This window comes from Clostridium mucosae, from assembly GCF_024622765.1.
Classification (GTDB): domain Bacteria; phylum Bacillota; class Clostridia; order Clostridiales; family Clostridiaceae; genus Clostridium.
The window spans coordinates 217,306-239,225 of sequence record NZ_JANKAF010000001.1; the positions used below are offsets into that span (position 1 = coordinate 217,306).

A 21,920-nucleotide genomic window follows, 5' to 3' on the forward strand; every position below is an offset into this window, starting at 1 on the left:
GAATATATGATAAATAAAACATTAGCTATTTTAGCAGGTGGAAAAAGTAGTAGGATGAATTATAATAATAAGGCATTATTACTTTATAAAGAAAAAACTTTTATAGAAAATATAATAAGTGCTGGAGAAGATTTTGATGAAATTATTATTATATCAAATAATAAAGAAGTATATAATAAGTTTTCATTGAATGTATTTAGTGATATATACTTGGGAAATGGTCCTTTATGTGGAATACATTCAGCACTTAAAAACTCAAAAAATGATAAAGTTTTATGTATTGCTTGTGACATGCCTTTAATTACAAAAGAGACTTTAAATTTAATAGGAAATGTGGATGAAGAATACGAGGTTCTAATTCCTAAAATTAATGAAAAGCTACAACCTTTGTGTTCAGTGTATTCTAAGAGGTTAATACCTAAAATTGAAAATGCTTTAATAAAAAATGAAAATAAATTGCAAAAATTTATAATGTCAACAAAATACAAAGTATTAGAAGATAAAAAATACGAGAAGTTAAATGAGATAGATTTTTCAAATATAAATACAGTTAATGATTATAAAGACTTGGAGGAGATTTAATGTATACTGTTGGAATAATAACAAGTAGTGATAAAGGATACGCAGGAGAAAGAGAAGATAAAAGTGGAGCTGTTATTAAAGAAATAATAGAAAATGCAGGTTTTAAAGTAGAAAGGATGGTTATTGTACCTGATGAAAAGGAAATGTTAAAAAAAGAATTTATAAATATGAGTGATGAATTAAAGGTGAACTTAATATTAAGTACAGGTGGTACTGGATTCTCAAAAAGAGATATAACTCCTGAAGCAACCAAAGAAATAATTGATAGAGAGGCACCTGGAATATGTGAAGCTATAAGAATGTATAGTCTTCAAATAACTAAAAGAGCAATGCTTTCTAGAGCAGTATCAGGAATAAGAAAAGATACTTTAATAGTAAATTTACCAGGAAGTCCAAAAGCATGTGAAGAAGCTTTAGATTTTATATTAGACGAGTTAAAACATGGAATTGGTATATTAATTGGAGAAGCAAAAGAATGTGCAAGAAAATAAGTTCATTCAAAAAAATTATAAAAATGAGTAACTAGACAAATGATTAACTTTATAGGAGATGCATTATAATGAAAATGATAAGCGTATATGATTCTGTTGGTTGTATATTATCTCACGATGTTACACAAATAATACCAGGAGAATTTAAAGGAAGACTTTTTAAAAAGGGCCATATTATAAAAGCGGAAGACATAGAAAAACTGCTATCTATAGGGAAAGAACACATTTATGTATGGGAGCCTAGTGAAGGAGAATTGCATGAAAATGATGCTGCAATTAGAATTTCAAATCTTGTACTTGGAGATGGGGTATGTAAGTCAGAAGAAATAAAAGAAGGAAAAGTTGACTTTTTTGCAGATATAGATGGAGTTTTAAAAATAGATAAAGAAGAATTATTTAAACTTAATAGCCTTGGAGAAATAATAGTATCAACATTGCATAATAATACTCCAATAAGAAAAGGAGAAAAAATTGGTGCAACTAGAGTTATTCCATTAATAATTGATGAAGAAAAAATAATTAATGCAGAAAAATTAATAAAAGATAAAATAATTTATATAGAGGAAATAAAGCCTAAGAAATGCTTACTTATAACAACTGGTAATGAAGTTTATAGCGGAAGAATTAAAGATGCCTTTTTACCAGTTATAAAATCAAAACTTGGATATTATGGTAGTGAAGTCATTAAGCAAGTTATTTTGCCAGATTCCAAGGAAAGAATAATAGAAGAAATAAAAAATGGCTTTAAAGAAAATGTAGATATGATTATATGTACAGGAGGGATGTCAGTAGATCCAGATGATGTAACTCCAACAGCAATAAAAGAATGTGGTGGAGAACTTGTTACGTATGGATCACCAGTATTACCAGGAGCTATGTTTTTACTAGCTTATTATAAAGATATTCCAATACTTGGAGTACCAAGTTGTGCTATGTATTCAAAAAGAACAGTATTAGATTTAGTGCTGCCAAGAATACTAGCAGATGAAAAATTAACTTTAGGTGATATAGCAGCTTATGGACATGGTGGAATGTGCTTAGATTGTAAGGTTTGTACTTTCCCACATTGTTCTTTTGGAAAATAGGAGGATATAATGAATAATAAATTTACTCATTTTGATAATAGTGGAAATGCAAGAATGGTAGATGTATCAGAAAAAAATAAAACTGAGAGAGTTGCAATTGCAGTTTCTAAAATAAAAGTAAGCAAAGAAACCTTAGAGCTTATAAAAGAAGGAAAAATAGGTAAAGGTGATGTTTTAGGTGTAGCTAGAGTTGCAGGAATAATGGCAAGTAAGCAAACATCTAATTTGATACCTATGTGCCATCCATTAATGATATCTAGTTGTAATATTGATTTTGAGATAAATGATGAAGAAAGTAGTATTGAAATAAAAGCAACTGTAAAAATAGTAGATAAAACAGGAGTTGAAATGGAGGCATTAACTGCAGCAACAATTTCAGCATTAACAATATATGATATGTGTAAAGCTGTAGATAAAAGAATGATTATAGAAGGTACTCATTTACTTAAAAAAACAGGGGGGAAGAGCGGCGAGTTTAATTTTTATGATAGCTCTTTAAAATAATATGAAAGATAAATATAATAGAGAAATAGACTATTTAAGGATTTCATTAACCGATAATTGTAACTTAAGATGTATATATTGCATGGAAGAGAAGAATAATATTTTTCTTAAAGATGAAGATAAATTAACTAATGATGAAATATATAAAATAGTATGCGAAAGTGCAAAGCTTGGTATAAAAAAAGTTAGATTCACTGGTGGAGAACCTTTAGTTAGGAAAGATATAGTAGATCTAATACAAAGGATAAACACTATACCAGGCATAGAAGAAATGTACTTGACTACAAATGGAATATTACTAGAAGAAAAAGCAGAAATTCTTGCAAAATCAGGACTAAAAGGTGTTAATATAAGTTTGGATTCATTAAAGAAAGAAACCTTTAAAAGATTAACTAGATTAGGAGATTTAAAAAAGGTACTAGCAGCAATAGATAAATGTATTTCACTTGGAATAAAAGTTAAATTAAATACAGTTATGATAGAGGGCATTAATGATGATGAAATACTTGATTTTGTAAATTTAACTTTAGAAAAGCCAATAGATGTTAGGTTTATAGAGCTTATGCCTATTGGAGTAGGAAGTAAATATAAAGGGATTAATAATGAAGCAATTATAAATATTATTAAAGATAATTATAAAAATTTCGAAGAAGTTAAAAGAATTAATAGTGGTGGACCAGCAACTTATATAAAAGTAAATGGCGGTAGAGGTAAGGTTGGATTTATTAGTGCTATAAGCAATTGTTTTTGTGAGGATTGTAATAGGATTAGATTAACTTCAGAAGGTTTTTTAAAACAATGCTTACACTTTAATTATGGTATTGATTTGAAGGAATTAATTAGAAGCGGAGTTTCAGATAGTGAATTATCACATGCAATAAAAAATAGTATTTTTGATAAGCCGGAAAAACATTTGTTTATGCAAAAAAGTAATGATAAAGAATTAAAGTTTATGAATCAAATTGGAGGATAAAAATATGAGCAAGGTTTTAGCTATATGTACAAGTAAACACAAAGGAACTTTAAAAAATGAAGTTGAAGAAGCAAACTTCATAGAGGAATTTGGAATAGAAGGTGATGCTCACGCTGGTAAGTGGCATAGACAAGTAAGTTTATTAGCTTTTGAAAAAATTGATGAATTTAGAAATAAAGGTGGAAATGTTGATTTTGGTGCATTTGGAGAAAATTTAGTAGTAGATGGAATAGAATTAAATAAACTTCCAGTTGGTCAAAGATTAACAGTAGGAGAAGTACTTTTAGAAGTAACTCAAATAGGTAAGGAATGTCATGATAAATGTGCTATATATTATCAAGTTGGAGAATGTATAATGCCTAAAAATGGTATATTTACTAGGGTATTAAAAGGTGGAAAAGTAAGAGTTGGAGATAAATGTACTTTGTTAGATAATGAAAAGAAAGTATTTACTTTATAATAAGGAAACATCTTGATATTTGGTTTTAATAATCAAATATCAAGATGTTTTTTATTGTAAAAAAATAAATAGATGAAATTTAAATTATGAGAGGATAAATATAATTAATTGTTTAGCGTGAATATAAAAAGTAAACAATACTAATAATATCTATAAAATGTTTGTTAAAGAGGGGTAAAAAGTATGAAAGTTGTTAGATCTACTTGTAACTATTGTTCCATAGCATGTAATTTTGATTTTCATGTTGAAGATGATGGATTTATACAAAGGGTTAAGCCAGCAAAGGATTATCCTGTAAATAAAGGATTTTGCTGTGTTAAGGGTCTTAATTTAGATAAACAAAATACTATATATGAAAATCCTGTATTACCATTACTAAGAAATGAAAAAGGGAAATTAGAACATATATCTTGGGAAAAAGCATTTAATATATTTGCAGAAAGAGTAAAAAAAATTCAAGATGAATATGGTAAAGAAAGTTTTGCATTTCTGAGTACAGGTCAATTATGTACAGAAGAAATGGCATTGGCAGGGCATATTGGAAGAACATTCTTAGGAGGGAATGGAGATGGAAATACTAGGCTTTGTATGGCAACAGCAGTTGTTGCATATAAACAAAGTTTTGGGTTTGATTCTCCACCATACACATTTGAAGATTTAGAATTATCGGATGTAATGATATTTATAGGTTGTAATCCTGTAGTAGCGCATCCAATCCTTTGGAGTAGAGTTATAAAAAATAGAAATAAAGATAAAAAAATAATAAGTATAGATCCAAGAAGAACTGAAACAGTAACTAATTCAGACATGTGGATAGATATAAAGCCTAAAAGTGATTTAAGACTTTTATATACATTAGCAAATGTATTAATTGAAGAAGGGTGGATAGATGAAGAATTTATAAAAAATAGTACTGAAGATTTTGAAGGATTTAAAAATCATGTTAAAAAATATGACATAAATGATGTTGAAGAGTACACAGGAATATCAAAAGGAAGAGTATTAGAATTAGCTAAAATAATACATGAAGGAAAAAGAGTATCATTTTGGTGGACTATGGGTGTAAATCAAGGATATCAAGCTGTTAGAACTGCACAAGCCGTGATAAATTTGGCTCTTATGACTGGAAATATTGGAAGGCCTGGAACTGGAGCTAATTCAATAACAGGTCAATGTAATGCTATGGGATCAAGATTGTTTAGTAATACTACTGGACTTTATGGTGGAGGAGAATATACTGATAAAGCTAGAAGAAAAGTAGTCGCTAAAGCTTTAGGAATTGACGAAGAGATGCTACCTAAAAAGCCTACAATACCATATAATGCAATAATTGAAGGTATAAATAATGGAACAATAAAAGCCCTTTGGGTACTAGCAACAAATCCAGTTGTATCATGGATAAATAGTTTGGAATTTAAAAAAGCAGCTGAAAAATTAGAGTTTTTAGCAGTGCAGGATATTTATAGTGATACAGAAACCTGTAAATATGCTCATCTTATACTTCCTTCAACAAATGGGTTGAAAAAAGAAGGTGTTTTAATAAATACGGAAAGAAGATTATCCAAGATTCAGCCAGTGCTTGAAAAGAAAGAAGATGAATTAAGTGATTATGACATATTACTAGGAATAGGAAATGCTCTTGGAATGGGAAGTCTTTTAGATAAATGGAAAACACCAAGAGATGCCTTTGAAACTTTGAAGGAGTGTACTAGAAATATGCCTTGTGATATAACTGGTGTAAGCTATGATATGCTAAAGGACTCAAAGGGAATTCAATGGCCATTTAAAGAAGGAGATGATATTGAAAAAGAAGAAAGAAGATTATTTGAAGATGGAAAGTTCTATACTCCAAATAAAAAAGCAAAATTTATTTATGAAGATATAATTAATCCTCCTTTTGAGCAAAGTGAAGAATATCCATATATTTTAAATACAGGTAGAGGAACAGTTGGGCAATGGCATACCCAAACAAGAACAAGAGAAATTCCAGATGTAGAAGCTATAATTATGAAGAAAGGGTACATAAATATAAATACTGATTTAGCAGAAGAGCTAGGTATTAAAGAAAATGATATGGTTAAAGTAAGTTCACCAAATGGAATAAGCAACCAATTCCTTGTTAAGTTAAGTAGAACTGTTAAAAAAGATCAGCTTTATGCACCAATGCATTATATAGAAGCAAATTCTGTACTGCCATCAATATTTGATACGTACTCAAAGGAACCTAATTATAAATATGGTCCAGTAAAAATAGAAAAAATCAATTAGGAGATTATTATGAAAAGGATAAAAATCGATAGAAAGAAATGTATAGGCTGTTTAACTTGTACAACTGCTTGTAAGGTTTCTCATGGATGTAGAGATACAAGAGGAAGGATTGTTATTAATAGTGAAGGAAGGTATGCACCAATTTATTGTAGGCATTGCACAAGACCAGAGTGCGTATATTCATGTCCAACTGGAGCAATGAGAAGAGATGATGAAAGTGGATATGTCATATATGATAAAAGTCGTTGTGCGACATGTTATATGTGCATAATGGGTTGTCCTTATGGAGTATTAAAAATGGATTATCAAACTAATAGAGAAGTAATGAAATGTGATATGTGTCTATCTACAGATACTAAATATCCACATTGCGTAGATAGATGTCCTATGGGAGCATTAACCTTAGAGGAGGTATATAAATAATGTCATATGTTATAGTAGGTGCATCAGCATCTGGAATTAATGCTGCAAGAACTATTAGAGAACATGATAAAGATTCAGAAATAGTTTTGGTATCTAAGGATGATCATGTTTATTCAAGATGTATACTTCATCATTTTTTAGATGGGAGAAGGGATATTAAAGATTTAGACTTTACTCCTGACAACTTTTTTGAAATGTATAAAATAAAATGGATAAAAGGAGTAGAAGTTATTGGAATAGATATAAAAGAAAAATTATTAAAATTATCTAATGAAGAAAATTTAAGTTATGATAAAGTTTTACTTGCTACTGGATCATCATCTTTTTTGCCTCCAATAGAAAATTTAAGGAGTGCTAATAATGTTATAGGATTAAGAAATTTAGATGATGCTATAAAAATTAAAAATATTGCTCGAAAAGTAAAAAATGTTGCAATTCTAGGTGCTGGACTTGTTGGAGTTGATGCTTTAGCAGGATTGCTGGATTATAACGTAAATATATCATTGATTGAAATGGGGGATAGACTACTTCCTCTTCAATTAGATAAATATGCAGCTAATATATACGAAGAAAGATTAAAAAAAGAGGGAGTAAATTTAAAATTTGGCGTTAGGGCAGAAAAAGTAATTGTAGATGATGAAAATAATCCTATTTCTATAAAGCTTAGCACTGGAGAAGAGGTACCTTGTGAATTGATAATTGCTTGTACTGGAGTCCGATCAAATGTAGGCTTTTTAAAAGATAGTGGAGTTGAGTGTGATAAATTTGGTCTTATAATAAATGCAAAAGGTGAAACAAATGTTAGAGATGTTTATGGAGCAGGGGATATAACAGGAAGAAATCCAATATGGCCAACTGCTGTTAAAGAAGGAATGATAGCAGCAAACAATATGGTAGGTAAAGAAAGTTTTATGGAGGATTTTTTTGGAAGCAAAAATACAATGAATTTTTGTGGAGTTGCTACAATGTCATTAGGGTTGGTAGTAAAGCCGGATGATAGTTATGAAGAAATAACTGATATCGATGGAAAAGATTATAAGAAGATAATTTATAAAGATGGTGCAATTTATGGAGCTATAGTTCAAGGGGATTTATCATATGTTGGAGTTTTGACTCAACTTATAAAGCAAAAAATTAATGTAGATAGAGTTAAAAAGCCTTTATTTGATATAGATTATTCTGATTTCTTTAATGAAACAGAAAACTTAGAATTTGTATATTAATAATAAATACAAAGGAGCAAATCATGGAAAAGAAATCTATATTAAAAAAAATAAAAAATATGCCAGTACCAATTTTGCCTACAATGGTTGGGGCAGCTACTTTATCAAATGTGTATCAAATTTTAGGATATACGTGGATAAGGCATATAACAATGATATGTGCAACTATAATATTAATTGCCTATATCATGAAAATAACACTATATTTTGATACATGTAAAAGTGAATATAGTAATACGGTTCCATCAAGTCTATATGCTGGATTCACTATGATATTAATGATATTAGGATCTTATTATTTTGATTTTAATAAACTAATAGGAAAAGGTTTGTGGTATATAGGTATAATATTACATGCAATACATATAATAATTTTTACATATAAAAATGTATTTCCAGGCATAAAAAAAGAAACATTTGTACCTAGTTGGTTTGTTACGTATAATGGAATAATGGTTTCTGCTGTAGTAGGAGTTCCTATGAATGAACCTTTTATTTGTAAGATAATAGTGTATTATGGAATAGTAGCTTTTTTATTAATAATTCCATTTATGATTTCTAGGTTAAGAAAAGAGCCTATAGATGAAGCACTATTCCATACCCAAGCTATATTATTAGCACCATCAAGTCTTTGTTTAGTATGTTATTTAAATTTTATTAATAATCCTAATAAGGTTCTTATATATGTTTTATATACTATAATATTTTTGACATTACTATTTATTTTATATATGTTACCTAAGTTTTTTTCTTACACTTTTACACCAGGGTTTGCAGGATTAACGTTCCCAATGGCAATTGGGATAGTAGCGTCAATTAAGGCATCATCATTTTTTATAAAAATGAATAATAATTTCTTAGGTTACATTATAAAAGAAATAAGTGGAATACAAATATATATTACTACAACTATAATAGCTTTTGTTTTATATAAATTTACACATATATTATTTAAAAGCTTAAAAAAAAGTTAAAAATAGCACACTTTATTGAACTAAAGTTTTCATAAATGGTTCAGTAAAGTGTGTATTTTATTAAAAATAAAAATAGAATTCGTGATAAAAATCACGGTAATTATATTATTAAATGATATAATAATAGCGTTGAATTATGTTTGAAAGGCCTTTTATGCATATCTAAGTGAAAAAATTAACAATAAGTAACAAAGTTATAATGAGAATTTTATATAATTATTAAAACTGACTTAGGAGGAGTTATGAAAAATAATTTAATTTTTAGAAAAATTGAAAATTTACCTGTTCCAATATTACCTACAATGGTAGGAGCAGCGACATTATCGAATATTTACTCATCGTTAGGGTATACTTGGGTAAGGCATTTAACAATGTGGATAGCAACTTGTATTTTAATAGTATATTTAGTTAAAATTTTAGCATTCTATCCTACTTGTAAAAAAGAATATTCAAATACAGTTCCAGCGAGCCTTTATGCAGGAATAACTATGATAACAATGATATTAGGATCGTATTATTTTGATTATAATAATTCATTTGGAAAAATATTATGGTTAATAGGTCTTATTTTACATGCAATACATATAATCATATTTACATATAGAAATGTAATTAAAGGTGTAAATGAAGATACATTTGTTCCAAGTTGGTTTGTAACTTATAATGGTATAATGGTTTCAACAGTTGTAGGTTCTGTTATGAAAGAACCTTTGATAAGCAAGATAGTATTATATTATGGTATATTAGTATTATTATTAATATTACCATTCATGATTATAAGATTAAGAAGGTTACCTTTAAAAGAAGCATTTTTCCATACACAAGCAATTCTATTAGCTCCATCAAGTCTTTGTGTAGTTAGTTATATAAATGTTGTTAAAGAACCTAATAAAATTGTATTATATTTATTATATATTTTAGTAGTCATTACACTTTTATTTGTAGTGTACAAGCTACCGAAATTTTTCTCTTACAAATTTACTCCAGCTTTTGCAGGATTAACATTCCCAATGGCTATAGGTACTTTAGCTTCAATTAAAATTTCAGGCTTTTTAATTAATGAAGGATATGAAGTATTGGGAAATATTACAAAGCAAATCTCAGGAATACAAATATATATTACAACTGCTATAATAAGTTTTGTTTTATTTAATTTTTTCACTATGTTTATGAAAAGTTTTAAAGAAAATTAAAATATGTTTAATTTAAAAGAAATTGTATTATAATAACGATACAGTTTCTTTTTTTATAATTCAAAAAAAGTATTCACAAATTAATTAAAATGGAGTATTATATAATTATAATAATAAACATATCGGAGTAGTAGGAAATGGAGGAGAGGTTAAAATGAAAATAGCAAAAAGTTTAGTTGAATTAATAGGGAATACACCTTTACTAGAATTATCTAATTATAATAAAGAAAAGAAAATTTTAGCTACCATTATAGGTAAATTAGAATATTTCAATCCAGGTGGAAGTGTAAAAGATAGAGTTGGATACGGAATGATAGATGATGCAGAGAAAAATGGAATTTTAAATAAAGATTCAGTAATTATAGAACCTACAAGTGGCAATACTGGTATTGCACTAGCATTTGTATCTGCAGCAAAAGGGTATAGATTAATATTAACTATGCCAGAAACCATGAGTTTAGAAAGAAGAAATCTTTTAAAGGCGTTAGGAGCTGAATTAGTTCTTACTCCTGGGACAGAAGGAATGAAGGGAGCTATTGCTAAAGCTAATGAACTTAAAGATACAATAGAAAATGCAGTTATTTTGCAACAATTTGATAATCCAGCTAACCCGGAAATTCATAGAAAAACTACAGCTGAAGAAATATTAAGAGATACAGATGGAAAGATAGATATTTTTGTAGCTGGAGTTGGTACAGGTGGTACAATAACTGGAGTAGGAGAAGTTTTAAAAGCTAAAAATCCTAATGTTAAAATAGTAGCTGTTGAGCCAATAAATTCTCAAGTTATCGCCGGTGGAAAGCCAGGGCCTCATAAAATACAAGGTATAGGAGCTGGATTTATACCAAAAAATCTAAATGTTTCCGTAATAGATGAAATTATTGCAGTAGAAAATGAAGATGCATTTAAAGCATCTAAAGATCTTGCAAGAACAGAAGGACTATTAGTTGGAATATCAGCAGGAGCAGCTATAGTAGCAGCCACAGAGCTTGCAAACAGAGAAGAAAATAAGGGGAAAAATATTGTTGTCCTATTACCAGATACAGGAGAAAGATATTTATCAACTGATTTATATAAATAATTCTAACAAAGTCATTGCTATTTATAGTAGTGGCTTTTATATATTAAATATATGAGTTATAATAGAAGTTATATGATTAAATAAAAGACATAATAATAGAGTATTTAAATAAAGATATTATTTAATAACTTATAAAAAATTAAAGTTAATCTTTCAATTTTACTATTTGTATTGAACAAATTTATTAACTATTTATTTTATATTATATTTGTTTAGGAAGATATTAATTGAAATATATAAAATAATAAGAAAAAGGTGATTATGTGAAGATTTCAACTAAAGGAAGATATGGTTTACGAGCATTAATTGATCTAGCTATAAATATGGATTGTGAAAATGTGAGTATAAAGACAATATCTGAAAGACAAAATATTTCAGAACGATATTTGGAACAAATATTTTCTTTGCTAAGAAAGGGCGGTATTATAGTTGGTCGAAAAGGAGCTCAAGGGGGATATACAATAGGAAAAAATCCAAGTGAATTAACAATTAGTGAAATTTTAAAAGTTCTAGAAGGTGAAAATATATTCATAGATATAAATGAAGAAGAAGAAAATGAGGTAGAAGATTTTATAAATAAAAATTTATGGAAAGAGATAAATTGTTTAATAAGCAAATATTTTTCTTCTATAACATTAGAAGATTTAGTAAATGATTATAAGAAATCAAAAGATACAATTATATATTATATTTAAAAAGAAGTGGCAAAGCCACTTCTTTTTAAAAGCATTTAGAATCTAATTCATTTGAAATTGCTATATTATAAATATATGAATTACAAATCTCAATGATAAATTCATCTTTTTCATCTTCTGTAAGAGTAAGTGTATTTAACATATTATGATAATTCATTATATAAGATTTCATATCTCCAAGATTTTTATAAGAGTAGTAGTTTAGGCAATTGTTATTTATATTATAATGGTCTTTTAGCAAACTATAAAACATTCTACCACCAAATAAATCTGCTAAAAATCTTGTATATGCATGAGCAATGATTAATTTTGGATTCTTTTCGCAAACATTATTAATTCTATTTACATATGCTATGGTAGATGAAAGTGGGGTGAATGAGTTAATAGATAAAATATTTTTTAAATCTTCTTTAATTAATTCAGATCTGTATAATTCTGTTGTCACAAATGGGGTAATTGTTTCTATATTCTTTAAATTGTCCAAATTATTTTCAATAGCTTTATATACATAATATAAGTTATAGATATATTCGGCATAACTTTCAACTGTAGCATTTTTATCAAGAAGTCTTCTTGTGAAACCAGTATTTTCTGCTGCTTTGTGTAATATATTACTTCTATTTTTAATTTCTATCATTAAATTATTCATTTTATTCACTCCTTAAAAAGTACAATTAAATAAAGATCATTAACTAAATCTTTATATTAATAATACTTTTTAATATTTAAAATATCAAATTCTATAATGATTCAAAATCTTTTAGATTTTGCCTTAAAAAGTCAATTTGATAGATTATCATAACATATCTTGAACGTTGTTCATAATAGTTTGAATATGAACAGAGTTAATGCTAGGGATGGAAATTTGAAAAACGGTATTTCTAATTAATAAGTAAGTTAATTGTGAAAGAAAAATTTTTAAAAGTACAAAAAATATATTTATATGATAAAACATTTGTACATAGTTTAAATTATAAAAAATAATATATACAATAAATGCTATTTTATTTAAAGATAATTAGAAAATTTTATAATATTAATAATTTAAATATATATTGAAAGTTTAGTAGGTATTGTAAGGAAATGGCTAGAATGCTATAATGTAATTGATTTCAAAGAAGGGTGGATGGTGATTCTTATGATTAAAAAGAATTCAAAAACTTTATCAAAATTTATAACTATTTTTATTATTAGTTTGATAGTTTCTTTTAGCTTAGGAGAAATTATTTCTAACTTTAAGGGGTACAATTTTAGAGATGTACTTTTTGTTGAAGGCATAATAATATTAATGATGGGGATATTTTCTGCAGTAGGAGGAAATCCTATGAGCTTATCGCTTCAAGATTTTGGTCGAATTAATCCACAGTGGCTAGCTAATATAAGCTTAGAAACAAATGAAATCGATAGAAGAAGAATAATCGATTCTTGTAAAGTTAATATAAATATCGATATTACAACTGTATCTTTAGTAATTGGAGGATTAATATCTTCATTAATAAGCTCCATTTTGTAGAAATGTATAAAGTTTGGGTAAATATTCTGGTTTTAGAATATTTACCCTTTTTTCATAATAATTTAAGAATGAGAAATAATATATAATTATAAAACGGTGATAGATTTGAAATTAGAAAAAATTTTATTAATAATGCTTCCTATAGGTCTTTTTATTATATTAATATTATGTAGGGAAAATATAAGAAGCTATTTTAAGATAAGTTATAGATATTTTTATAATATAGATATTAGTTATAATGATCTTAACTTATTAGAAAAAGATTTAAATATTATATATATAGATTATAAGTGGAAAGAAAGCTTAGAATTAACTAATAAGCCAAATAAGATAATATATCATCACTCTGCAAGAAGTAAATGGAGTCCTGAAGAGATAAATGAATATCATAAATCTAAAGGTTGGAAAGGAATTGGATACAACTATTATATAAGAAAAGATGGCAGTATATATTCTGGAAGACCAGAAAATGCAGAAGGTGCTCATACAAAAGGCGAAAATAATAGTTCAATCGGAATTTGTTTGGAAGGAAATTTTGAAGAAGAATATCCAACAGGAGAACAATTAGAAAGCTTATATAATCTATCATTATATATATCATTAAAATATGATATATATAAAATAATAGGACATAGAGATGTTTATAGTACACTTTGTCCAGGAAAAAAATTTCCTCTCGAAGATACTAGGGATAAAGTAATAAATTTAATTAAAAATTATAATAAAAAGGAGTAACTAGTACTCCTTTTTATTATGCAGATTTTTTATATTCTTCTAATGCTTTAGATAATTGATCAGGACAAGATGTACCTCTACCTTTACAATCGATTCCCTTTAATTTTTCAATAGCTTCATCGATTTTCATGCCTCTTACTAAAACTGATATCCCCATAAGGTTTCCAGAACATCCTCTAACAAATTCAACATTTTTAATAATATTATCTTCTACATCTAAATGTATTTCTGTAGAACAAACCCCATTAGTTTTATAAACGAACATTTTATATACCTCCTAAATATTGTACAAGTAGTATTATATATCTATATCAAGTAGAAATGAAGAGAAAATGTGGAAATTTGAAATAAAAGATAAAAAGTTGTTACGTTTAACTAAATAAATCATATACTGTAAGTGTACATAGTATTTATAGAAATTAGATATCTATTAATCTTTATTCAATTTCTAGAAAGGAAGGTGTGATATGAGCTCTTTAATTGTATGTAATACAGGTAGTGATTCTATAAGCAAAGTATCTATAGATGAAGATTTTGGTGAAGAAGAATTAGCAACTAAAGAAATATTATTAAAAAATGAAGACAAGCCTTTAGGTCCTAGTAGTATTTGTTTAGCCAACAATATAGCTTATACTGCAAATAGTTATAGTAACTCAATATCTATAATAAATATGGATACACTTAAAGAGGAAAATAGTATTTATGTAGGAGCTCATCCAAATGACTTGGCTATAGATAAAAACTATTTATATATTGCATGTTCTGAATCTAATTCAGTTGTTATTTATGATATAAAGGAAAAAAAGATAGTACTGGATATAACTGTTAATAGTTGGCCTCATAATATAGAATTATGTAAAAGTCTTAATTTGTTATTTATCTCAAATTTTCAAAGTAATAATGTGTCTATTATAGATATTACTACAAATAAAGTAATAAATGAGTTAACTACATTAGAATATCCAACCAAAATTAAAGTTTCTAATGATAAAAAATTATTATATGTATGTGAAAGTTATATGGGTGACGATAAAAATGGATATATAGAGGTGTTTGATATAAAGACATTTGAATCTATAAATAGAATAAAGGTTGGAAAATCACCTGTAGATATCTTGGAAGATGAAGGAAGTATTTATATTTGTAATTTTGGAGATGGAACTCTTACTATAATAGACCGTAGCAATTATAAGAAATTTAGAAAAATGAGTTTGGGTGGCATGCCTAAATCAATAATAAAATTAGGGGAAATAGCTTTTGTATCAGATTATTTAAATGGCAGAATTATATGCATTAATTTAAATATAAATAAAACAAAAGTCATAACAGTAGGTAAGGAGCCTAATGCTATGACTTTATATTAATCATCGTCACTAAATAAAGAGTTCATTATTTTAGTATAAATCTCAGAAGGGTTACTTTTCCATCTATTACATAAGGATAGAGCTTGTTTTTTAGATGGAACAGATACTTTTAGAGAAATTAAAAGATTTTCATTTTCTAATGCTTGTAAATCTACTATAAAAGTATCATCTTTTCCTAATGTATAATCACTATTAATAGTTAACTCCTTTTTTATAGAGTCAATCATTGCAAGAAGATAGTCATCGATTATCTTCTTTTTCATTGCAGAAATTCTATCAGAAAAGAAAGAAAGAACATTTGATCCTTTTTCTGTTATATAAATTAAATTTTTATCATTTACAACGTCATACCTTAAAAATTCTGATGAAACAAGTTCACTAATATATTGCTGAAGAGTAAAATAATTTATAAAGTTATTTTCTAATATAATTTCAGTAAGTTGGGTATTGGTAACGGGGGATTTTAAAGATTCCATTACATATAAAACTAATAATTTGTTTTCTGCTAATTCTGCTGAGTTTTCGTACATATTAAACCTCCATTTTAGAAAGTATAAATTAATTATATCATAAATTTTACTAAGTTGTTATTATAGTCATTAATATTATTTTTTAGAATATAAATAAATAATAGCAATTTTAGGAGTTTTTTGTGAAAAGGAGATATAGAGTAGTAATAAGTTTACTATTATTAGCATGTACTATGGTTTTCTCTATTATATTTAAAGATGGATTCAAAGAGGTTTCCGTAGAAGTATCTAATGATAAGCCAATTTATAGAGTTAATAAAGATGAAAAAGTTATAGCATTAACTTTTGATATAAATTGGGCTGAAAAAGATGAAATTTATAACATATTAGAGGTACTAGATAAATATAATGTAAAGGCAACCTTTTTTATAATGGGAGGCTGGGTAAATTATAGTGAAGAAAATAGAGAAAAGCTTGTGAAGATAAAGGAGGGAGGTCATGAGATAGGAAACCATAGTTACATTCATCCAATGTTTACAAAAATAGATGAAACTAGGATGAAAGAAGAACTAGATAAAACAGATAAGATAATAGAAGAAACAGTAGGGATTAAGCCTAGCTTGTTTAGATTTCCAAGTGGAGACTATAATAAAAAATCTTTGGATTTTGTAAGTGGTCAAGGATATAAATGTATTCAATGGGATGTTGATTCAGTTGATTGGAAGCAAGTTGGTGCAGATGAAGAGTATAATAGGGTTATGAAGAGAGTGACTTCAGGATCTATTTTACTTTTTCATAATAATGCAAAGTATACACCGGGAAATCTAGATAGAATAATAAAAAAACTTAGTGAAGATGGATATAGCTTTACTCAAGTTGGTCAAATGATATATGAAGATAATTATTATATTGATGATAAAGGTGAACAAATAAAAAAATAAATGAAAAAATATTGAAAAATGATGATATAATGTATTATAATGGAAATGTATCCGGTGGGGTTAAAAAGTATAACTAATTAAAATTATTACTAAGGGAGAGAGGGGTTAGAGATGGACAACTTGATGTTAAATAACAAGATTTATTTAGAGGGACAAGTAATATCAGAACTAGAATTTAGCCATGAAATGTATGGGGAAGGGTTTTATACATTTTCAATGGAGGTTATGAGACTTAGTGATTCAGTTGATGTTTTAAACATAACAGTATCAGAAAGATTAATAGCTAATATGGATTTATCTATTGGTAAGGAAATAATAGTAGATGGACAATTAAGATCTTATAATAAGTTTGTTGATGGGTCAAATAAACTTATATTAACTGTATTTGCTAGAAATATAGAACCTTGTATTGAGAGAAGTAAAAATCCAAATGAAATTTTCTTAGATGGATATATATGTAAGGAGCCTGTTTATAGGACAACTCCATTTGGAAGAGAAATTGCTGATGTTTTATTAGCTGTAAATAGAGCATATAATAAATCAGATTATATTCCTACAATTGCTTGGGGAAGAAATTCAAGATTCTGCCAAACTCTAGAAGTTGGAGATAATATTAGAGTTTGGGGAAGATTACAAAGTAGAGAATATCAAAAGAAGGTAAATGATACTGAGGTAATTAAAAAAATTGCTTATGAAGTATCTGTGTCAAAAATGGAAAAGGTTCAAAATGATCATTTAGAATCAGAACATGAAGGAAATGAACAAGAAGTCATGTAATATGAAATAAAGGTGAAAAGCTATGCTTTTCACCTTTTATTATGTAGGAGCTATTTTCTAAGATCCTCTAAAAGTTTTGTCTTATCTTTTGTTTGCTCATCTACTATTTTAATAATCTTAGCTGGGCTACCGGCAACTACAACACCGGAAGGAACATCTTTAACTACTACTGATCCAGCTGCAACGACAGATCCACTACCAATTTTTACTCCCTCTAGAATAACAGAGTTAGCACCTATTAAAACATCGTCTCCAATTTCACAAGGAGATTTACTTGGAGGTTCTAGAACTCCTGCAACTACGGCTCCAGCTCCTAAATGTACTCTTTTACCAAGTTTTCCTCTAGCGCCAACCACTGCATTCATATCTACCATGGTACCTTCTCCTATTTCAGCGCCTATATTAATTACTGCACCCATCATAATAACAGCATTTTTGCCAATTTTCACCCTATCTCTTATTATTGCACCAGGTTCTATTCTTGCATCTATATCTAAAATGTTTAGCATAGGAATAGCTGAATTTCTTCTATCATTTTCAAACCTATAGTGATTAATAAGATGTTTATTTTCTTTTATAAATTCATTAATTATATTAGACTCGCCAAAAAGTATATAAAAGTTATTATTACCATACCATTCAAGATCTTTTAAATCTGAGTTGCTTAGATCTCCATTAATATAAGCTTTTACTGGTGTTGTTTTTTGTGTATCCCTTATGAATTTTGCAATTTCATAAGGATCTGTTAACTCATTATAGTTCATATTATACCCTCCTATACTATAAGGTTAGAATGAAGAAATTATATCAATATATTCAATGTATATCAATAGGAAAGAAGTAAAAATATGTTAAAATATATTTGATTTACAATAGAGTTGTACATAATGTACAATTTATAAAAAGGAGTTGATAATATTGAAATTAGATAAAGGACTAGTTCAAGTTTATACTGGAGATGGAAAAGGAAAAACTACTGCAGCCATAGGTCAAGGTATGAGGGCATATGGAAATGGGTTAAAAATATATATGCTTCAATTTCTAAAAGGTGGACCAACTGGTGAACTAAAAACAATTGATGAGCTTGGAGAGAGCTTTAAGTTGTTTAGATTCGAAAAACCAAGGGATTTTGTTTGGAATTTAAATGAAGCTGAGAAAGAAGAATTGAAGCTTGAAATTAGAGAAGGTTATAAATTTATTTTGGATACTATAAAAGAAAATAAATGTGATGTTTTAATAATAGATGAGATAATGGGAGTTTTGCATAATAAGTTCTTAACAGTGGAGGAAGTAATATATATTATTGATAATAAACCAAAAACTATGGAGCTTATACTAACAGGAAGAGATATACCAGAAGAAATTTTAAAAAAGAGTGATTTAGTTACAGAAATGAAGTGCATTAAGCACTATTTTGAAGACGGAGTTGAGGCAAGAAAAGGAATAGAATATTAGTATAAAAATAAGAACATTTTCATAATGGATAATCGATAATGAATAATGGATAATTAAGGGGAAAATCCTAAGGATTTTAAAATAAAGGTGCAATGAACCAATTAAATCTAAGTTTTGATTTGCAAATCATCCTAAATGGACAATTGTCCATTGTCCATTGTCAATTGTCCATTGTCCATTGTCAAATAGGGGGCTATTAGAATGAATGAAAATTTGAATAATGTTGAAATATCAGGTATAAGAAGATTTTTTAATAAAGTAAAGGAAGTAGATGGGGCAATTTCATTAACCTTAGGGCAGCCAGATTTTAAAACTCCAAAGGAAATAAAAGATGGTATGATAAAAGCTATTAAAGAAGATAAAACGGTTTATACAGATAATTTTGGACTTTTAGAATTAAGAAAAGAAATTTCTACTTATTTAAATAGAAAAGGTATTAATTATTTAATGGAAGAAATATGTATTACGGTGGGTGGAAGTGAAGCTTTGTATTCATCAATTTCTTCATTAATAAATAAAAACGATAAAGTACTTATTCCTAATCCAAGTTATCCTGCTTATGAAAATATAGTCAATATTTTAGGTGGAGAAGTTATTAGTTACAATTTAAATGATGATTTTTCTATAAATTTCGATAATTTAAATGATTTATTAAAAAAGCAAAATATAAAATACATGGTATTATCATATCCATGTAATCCTACAGGTGCAGTTCTTAAGAAAAATGAGTATAACAAATTAATAGATTTAATAAAAAGATATAACCTAACTGTTATTAGCGATGAAATATATGAAGCTTTTTGTTATGATGATTATTATAGTGTAGCAATGTGCAGTGAAATAAAAGAAAATATCATTTATATAGGAGGATTTTCAAAAATGTTCTCTGCAACTGGTATTAGAATAGGTTTTATTGCTGCAAGTGAGAAATATTTAAAAGAAATAGCAAAAGTTCATCAATACAATGTATCTTGTACTAACTCAATTGGACAGTATGGTGTTTTAGAAGGGTTAAAGCATGGTTTATACAATGTAGAAAAAATGAAAGAAGAATTTATAAAGAGAAAAACATATGTAGAAAATAGATTAAATTCTATGGGGATAGAGTGCCTTTCGCCTAGTGGAGCGTTTTATATATTTCCATCTATAAAGCAATTTAATAGTAGTTCAGAAGAATTTTGTGAAAATTTATTAAAAAAAGAAAAAGTTGCATGTGTACCTGGAAGTGCTTTTGGTAGTAAGGGAGAAGGATATATTAGAATATCATATTGCTATTCTATTGAAGAACTAGAAATTGCATTAAACTCTTTAGAGAGGTATATTAAGAAACTTAATATAAGATAAGACTTTTTAAACTTATTCGAAATAAAAAGCTGATTACATAGTTAATCGGCTTTTTGTTTTGAATAAATATTCTTATTTTATTACATAATACTTCAATAAAATACATTTAATATTGTTCATGGATTACGAACATATTTCAATAAATGTCCGCAAAATAAAAAGAAAGAATAAATATAATATATTAAAAAAATAATAGATTAATAATAATTAGAAAAATGAAAGATTAATAATTATACTTGCAGAAAACTAGAAAAAAAGCAATTGTAAGCGTTTACTAGAAATGTGGATATTCTTTTATGAATTATAAAAAAAACTCCGATATTATTGATATATTATTAAAATAGTGGATAGAAATTTAAAATGTTAATTGACAAATTTTAATAATATAATATAATTATTAATATCTACAAAATGGAATGTGCGTAGAATCATGAATGGGGGTTGAAAACAAATGGTAAAGTATATAGGAAAGAGGCTTTTAACTAGTATAGTTACTGTTTGGGCAGTTGTAACTATAGTATTCTTTCTAGTAAGAATGATGCCAGGTGGTCCATTTGATGGAGAAAAAATAACACCGGATATGAAAGCCCAACTTAACGAAAAATATGGGTTGGACAAACCTGTTGGAGAACAATATACAATTTATATGAAGAATCTTTTAAAAGGTGACTTCGGTAAATCAATGAAGTATAAAGGAAGAGAAGTTTTAACAACGATAAAGAAGAGTTTTCCAAACTCAGCGAAAGTTGGTATGGCATCAATAGCATTTTCTGTTGTAGTTGGAGTTTTACTTGGAATAGTAGCTGCTTTAAAAGCGGACAAGTGGCCAGATAGAGTTTGTATGGTACTAGCTACTTTAGGAATAACAATACCAAGTTTTGTTATGGGAACATTTTTAATTTATATATTTACAGTCACATTTAAATTATTACCGGCGACTGGATTAAGTAAACCAAGCAATTATATTATGCCAGTTATAGCTCTTTCAGGAAGCTCAATGGCATTTATAACAAGATTAACAAGAAGTAAATTAATAGAAGTATTAAAGTCAGATTATATAAGAACTGCAAAGGCTAAAGGGCTAAGTGGAAAAACAATTATATTTAAACATGCATTAAGAAATTCATTAATACCTGTTGTTACATATTTAGGACCATTAGTAGCAGGAGTATTAACAGGATCATTTGTAGTTGAAAAAATATTTGCAATACCTGGACTTGGAAATGAGTTTACATTATCTATAACTAATAGAGATTATACTTCATTACTAGGAGTTACTGCATTCTATTGTACATTAATAGTAATATGTAACTTATTAGTGGATATTTTATATGTATTAATAGATCCAAGAATTAAGCTTGAAGGATAA

Annotated in this window: 25 protein-coding genes; 21 read left to right on the forward strand and 4 right to left on the reverse strand. The window is 27.4% G+C overall.

Features of this window, described 5'->3' with window-relative positions; genetic code table 11:
• Positions 1-6 precede the first annotated feature (6 nt).
• The 13 genes from NSA50_RS01065 to NSA50_RS01125 all read left to right on the forward strand — a co-directional run bounded on the left by NSA50_RS01065 (position 7) and on the right by NSA50_RS01125 (position 11,952).
• Positions 7-582, forward strand: coding sequence for a molybdenum cofactor guanylyltransferase (locus NSA50_RS01065; protein WP_257442310.1), 576 nt, complete (start codon positions 7-9; stop codon positions 580-582).
• Complete coding sequence (locus tag NSA50_RS01070) at positions 582-1,073, forward strand: MogA/MoaB family molybdenum cofactor biosynthesis protein (protein WP_257442312.1); 492 nt, start codon at positions 582-584, stop codon at positions 1,071-1,073. The genes NSA50_RS01065 and NSA50_RS01070 overlap by 1 nt, the downstream gene beginning before the upstream one ends.
• Before the next feature lie 68 nt (positions 1,074-1,141).
• The gene (locus tag NSA50_RS01075) at positions 1,142-2,158 is read left to right on the forward strand and encodes a molybdopterin-binding protein (protein WP_195263983.1); all 1,017 of its coding nucleotides are present in this window, start codon (positions 1,142-1,144) and stop codon (positions 2,156-2,158) included.
• A gap of 9 nt (positions 2,159-2,167) precedes the next feature.
• Positions 2,168-2,662: a cyclic pyranopterin monophosphate synthase MoaC gene (moaC, locus tag NSA50_RS01080; RefSeq protein WP_195263984.1), complete on the forward strand. Its 495-nt coding sequence runs from the start codon at positions 2,168-2,170 to the stop codon at positions 2,660-2,662.
• 1 nt (position 2,663) lies between these two features.
• On the forward strand, positions 2,664-3,635 hold the full coding sequence (gene moaA / locus NSA50_RS01085) for a GTP 3',8-cyclase MoaA (RefSeq protein WP_195263985.1): 972 nt from the start codon (positions 2,664-2,666) through the stop codon (positions 3,633-3,635).
• A 4-nt stretch (positions 3,636-3,639) separates the two neighbouring features.
• Entirely contained in the window at positions 3,640-4,095 is a 456-nt protein-coding gene (locus tag NSA50_RS01090; protein WP_097032876.1) for an MOSC domain-containing protein, read from the forward strand.
• Between the two features lie 183 nt (positions 4,096-4,278).
• Positions 4,279-6,363, forward strand: coding sequence for a molybdopterin oxidoreductase family protein (locus tag NSA50_RS01095; protein WP_195263986.1), 2,085 nt, complete (start codon positions 4,279-4,281; stop codon positions 6,361-6,363).
• A gap of 9 nt (positions 6,364-6,372) precedes the next feature.
• The gene (locus NSA50_RS01100) at positions 6,373-6,786 is read left to right on the forward strand and encodes a 4Fe-4S dicluster domain-containing protein (protein ID WP_195263987.1); all 414 of its coding nucleotides are present in this window, start codon (positions 6,373-6,375) and stop codon (positions 6,784-6,786) included.
• Positions 6,786-8,009, forward strand: a complete 1,224-nt coding sequence (locus NSA50_RS01105) for an NAD(P)/FAD-dependent oxidoreductase (RefSeq protein ID WP_195263988.1) — start codon at positions 6,786-6,788, stop codon at positions 8,007-8,009. Before NSA50_RS01100 ends, NSA50_RS01105 begins: the two co-directional genes overlap by 1 nt.
• A 23-nt stretch (positions 8,010-8,032) precedes the next feature.
• The gene (locus NSA50_RS01110; RefSeq protein WP_195263989.1) at positions 8,033-8,983 is read left to right on the forward strand and encodes a TDT family transporter; all 951 of its coding nucleotides are present in this window, start codon (positions 8,033-8,035) and stop codon (positions 8,981-8,983) included.
• A 242-nt stretch (positions 8,984-9,225) separates the two neighbouring features.
• Positions 9,226-10,176: a TDT family transporter gene (locus NSA50_RS01115; protein WP_257442323.1), complete on the forward strand. Its 951-nt coding sequence runs from the start codon at positions 9,226-9,228 to the stop codon at positions 10,174-10,176.
• Positions 10,177-10,330: 154 nt separating this feature from the next.
• Positions 10,331-11,257 (forward strand): cysteine synthase A, encoded by a 927-nt coding sequence (gene cysK, locus NSA50_RS01120; protein WP_195428426.1) that lies wholly within the window; start codon positions 10,331-10,333, stop codon positions 11,255-11,257.
• 263 nt (positions 11,258-11,520) lie between these two features.
• A complete protein-coding gene (locus NSA50_RS01125; protein ID WP_195263992.1) occupies positions 11,521-11,952 on the forward strand; it encodes an Rrf2 family transcriptional regulator in 432 nt (143 codons plus the stop codon).
• A gap of 25 nt (positions 11,953-11,977) precedes the next feature.
• On the opposite strand, the gene NSA50_RS01130 is transcribed toward NSA50_RS01125, so the two are convergent.
• Complete coding sequence (locus NSA50_RS01130; protein WP_195428425.1) at positions 11,978-12,601, reverse strand: biliverdin-producing heme oxygenase; 624 nt, start codon at positions 12,599-12,601, stop codon at positions 11,978-11,980.
• 489 nt (positions 12,602-13,090) lie between these two features.
• On the opposite strand from NSA50_RS01130, the gene NSA50_RS01135 reads away from it, so the two are divergent.
• Both NSA50_RS01135 and NSA50_RS01140 read left to right on the forward strand, forming a co-directional pair.
• Positions 13,091-13,465 carry a hypothetical protein gene (locus NSA50_RS01135; RefSeq protein WP_195263994.1) on the forward strand — a complete coding sequence of 125 codons (375 nt, stop codon included), beginning with the start codon at positions 13,091-13,093 and terminating at the stop codon, positions 13,463-13,465.
• Between the two features lie 105 nt (positions 13,466-13,570).
• Positions 13,571-14,200, forward strand: a complete 630-nt coding sequence (locus tag NSA50_RS01140) for a peptidoglycan recognition protein family protein (RefSeq protein ID WP_257442327.1) — start codon at positions 13,571-13,573, stop codon at positions 14,198-14,200.
• A gap of 16 nt (positions 14,201-14,216) precedes the next feature.
• Here NSA50_RS01140 and NSA50_RS01145 read toward each other — a convergent pair whose 3' ends face one another.
• A complete protein-coding gene (locus NSA50_RS01145; protein ID WP_195263996.1) occupies positions 14,217-14,465 on the reverse strand; it encodes a TIGR03905 family TSCPD domain-containing protein in 249 nt (82 codons plus the stop codon).
• Between the two features lie 202 nt (positions 14,466-14,667).
• Here NSA50_RS01145 and NSA50_RS01150 point away from each other — a divergent pair, with 202 nt between their 5' ends.
• A complete protein-coding gene (locus tag NSA50_RS01150) occupies positions 14,668-15,564 on the forward strand; it encodes a YncE family protein (protein WP_195263997.1) in 897 nt (298 codons plus the stop codon).
• On the opposite strand, the gene NSA50_RS01155 is transcribed toward NSA50_RS01150, so the two are convergent.
• Positions 15,561-16,094, reverse strand: coding sequence for a DUF4364 family protein (locus NSA50_RS01155; RefSeq protein WP_195263998.1), 534 nt, complete (start codon positions 16,092-16,094; stop codon positions 15,561-15,563). The genes NSA50_RS01150 and NSA50_RS01155 overlap by 4 nt on opposite strands.
• Positions 16,095-16,216: 122 nt before the next feature.
• On the opposite strand from NSA50_RS01155, the gene NSA50_RS01160 reads away from it, so the two are divergent.
• Together NSA50_RS01160 and NSA50_RS01165 are read left to right on the forward strand one after the other, a co-directional pair.
• Complete coding sequence (locus NSA50_RS01160) at positions 16,217-16,975, forward strand: polysaccharide deacetylase family protein (protein ID WP_458339754.1); 759 nt, start codon at positions 16,217-16,219, stop codon at positions 16,973-16,975.
• Positions 16,976-17,086: 111 nt separating this feature from the next.
• Positions 17,087-17,752, forward strand: coding sequence for a single-stranded DNA-binding protein (locus tag NSA50_RS01165; protein WP_195264000.1), 666 nt, complete (start codon positions 17,087-17,089; stop codon positions 17,750-17,752).
• Between the two features lie 50 nt (positions 17,753-17,802).
• On the opposite strand, the gene dapD is transcribed toward NSA50_RS01165, so the two are convergent.
• Complete coding sequence (gene dapD, locus NSA50_RS01170; protein ID WP_195428422.1) at positions 17,803-18,516, reverse strand: 2,3,4,5-tetrahydropyridine-2,6-dicarboxylate N-acetyltransferase; 714 nt, start codon at positions 18,514-18,516, stop codon at positions 17,803-17,805.
• A gap of 151 nt (positions 18,517-18,667) precedes the next feature.
• On the opposite strand from dapD, the gene NSA50_RS01175 reads away from it, so the two are divergent.
• The 3 genes from NSA50_RS01175 (at position 18,668) to NSA50_RS01185 (ending at position 21,920) form a co-directional block, all read left to right on the forward strand.
• Complete coding sequence (locus tag NSA50_RS01175) at positions 18,668-19,207, forward strand: cob(I)yrinic acid a,c-diamide adenosyltransferase (RefSeq protein WP_195264108.1); 540 nt, start codon at positions 18,668-18,670, stop codon at positions 19,205-19,207.
• 201 nt (positions 19,208-19,408) lie between these two features.
• The gene (locus NSA50_RS01180; protein WP_257442328.1) at positions 19,409-20,551 is read left to right on the forward strand and encodes a pyridoxal phosphate-dependent aminotransferase; all 1,143 of its coding nucleotides are present in this window, start codon (positions 19,409-19,411) and stop codon (positions 20,549-20,551) included.
• A 451-nt stretch (positions 20,552-21,002) separates the two neighbouring features.
• Positions 21,003-21,920, forward strand: a complete 918-nt coding sequence (locus NSA50_RS01185) for an ABC transporter permease (protein WP_195264003.1) — start codon at positions 21,003-21,005, stop codon at positions 21,918-21,920.

Bases quoted from the DNA above. Each gene is read 5' to 3' on its own strand.
- NSA50_RS01105 (WP_195263988.1), top strand. From the start codon at position 6,786: ATGTCATATGTTATAGTAGGTGCATCAGCATCTGGAATTAATGCTGCA.
- NSA50_RS01115 (WP_257442323.1), top strand. From the start codon at position 9,226: ATGAAAAATAATTTAATTTTTAGAAAAATTGAAAATTTACCTGTTCCA.
- NSA50_RS01100 (WP_195263987.1), top strand. From the start codon at position 6,373: ATGAAAAGGATAAAAATCGATAGAAAGAAATGTATAGGCTGTTTAACT.
- cysK (WP_195428426.1), top strand. From the start codon at position 10,331: ATGAAAATAGCAAAAAGTTTAGTTGAATTAATAGGGAATACACCTTTA.
- NSA50_RS01070 (WP_257442312.1), top strand. From the start codon at position 582: ATGTATACTGTTGGAATAATAACAAGTAGTGATAAAGGATACGCAGGA.
- NSA50_RS01180 (WP_257442328.1), top strand. From the start codon at position 19,409: ATGAATGAAAATTTGAATAATGTTGAAATATCAGGTATAAGAAGATTT.
- NSA50_RS01130 (WP_195428425.1), bottom strand. From the start codon at position 12,601: ATGAATAATTTAATGATAGAAATTAAAAATAGAAGTAATATATTACAC.
- NSA50_RS01135 (WP_195263994.1), top strand. From the start codon at position 13,091: ATGATTAAAAAGAATTCAAAAACTTTATCAAAATTTATAACTATTTTT.
- NSA50_RS01145 (WP_195263996.1), bottom strand. From the start codon at position 14,465: ATGTTCGTTTATAAAACTAATGGGGTTTGTTCTACAGAAATACATTTA.
- NSA50_RS01165 (WP_195264000.1), top strand. From the start codon at position 17,087: ATGGACAACTTGATGTTAAATAACAAGATTTATTTAGAGGGACAAGTA.
- NSA50_RS01065 (WP_257442310.1), top strand. From the start codon at position 7: ATGATAAATAAAACATTAGCTATTTTAGCAGGTGGAAAAAGTAGTAGG.
- NSA50_RS01075 (WP_195263983.1), top strand. From the start codon at position 1,142: ATGAAAATGATAAGCGTATATGATTCTGTTGGTTGTATATTATCTCAC.
- NSA50_RS01155 (WP_195263998.1), bottom strand. From the start codon at position 16,094: ATGTACGAAAACTCAGCAGAATTAGCAGAAAACAAATTATTAGTTTTA.
- moaA (WP_195263985.1), top strand. From the start codon at position 2,664: ATGAAAGATAAATATAATAGAGAAATAGACTATTTAAGGATTTCATTA.
- NSA50_RS01095 (WP_195263986.1), top strand. From the start codon at position 4,279: ATGAAAGTTGTTAGATCTACTTGTAACTATTGTTCCATAGCATGTAAT.
- NSA50_RS01110 (WP_195263989.1), top strand. From the start codon at position 8,033: ATGGAAAAGAAATCTATATTAAAAAAAATAAAAAATATGCCAGTACCA.
- moaC (WP_195263984.1), top strand. From the start codon at position 2,168: ATGAATAATAAATTTACTCATTTTGATAATAGTGGAAATGCAAGAATG.
- NSA50_RS01090 (WP_097032876.1), top strand. From the start codon at position 3,640: ATGAGCAAGGTTTTAGCTATATGTACAAGTAAACACAAAGGAACTTTA.
- dapD (WP_195428422.1), bottom strand. From the start codon at position 18,516: ATGAACTATAATGAGTTAACAGATCCTTATGAAATTGCAAAATTCATA.
- NSA50_RS01150 (WP_195263997.1), top strand. From the start codon at position 14,668: ATGAGCTCTTTAATTGTATGTAATACAGGTAGTGATTCTATAAGCAAA.
- NSA50_RS01185 (WP_195264003.1), top strand. From the start codon at position 21,003: ATGGTAAAGTATATAGGAAAGAGGCTTTTAACTAGTATAGTTACTGTT.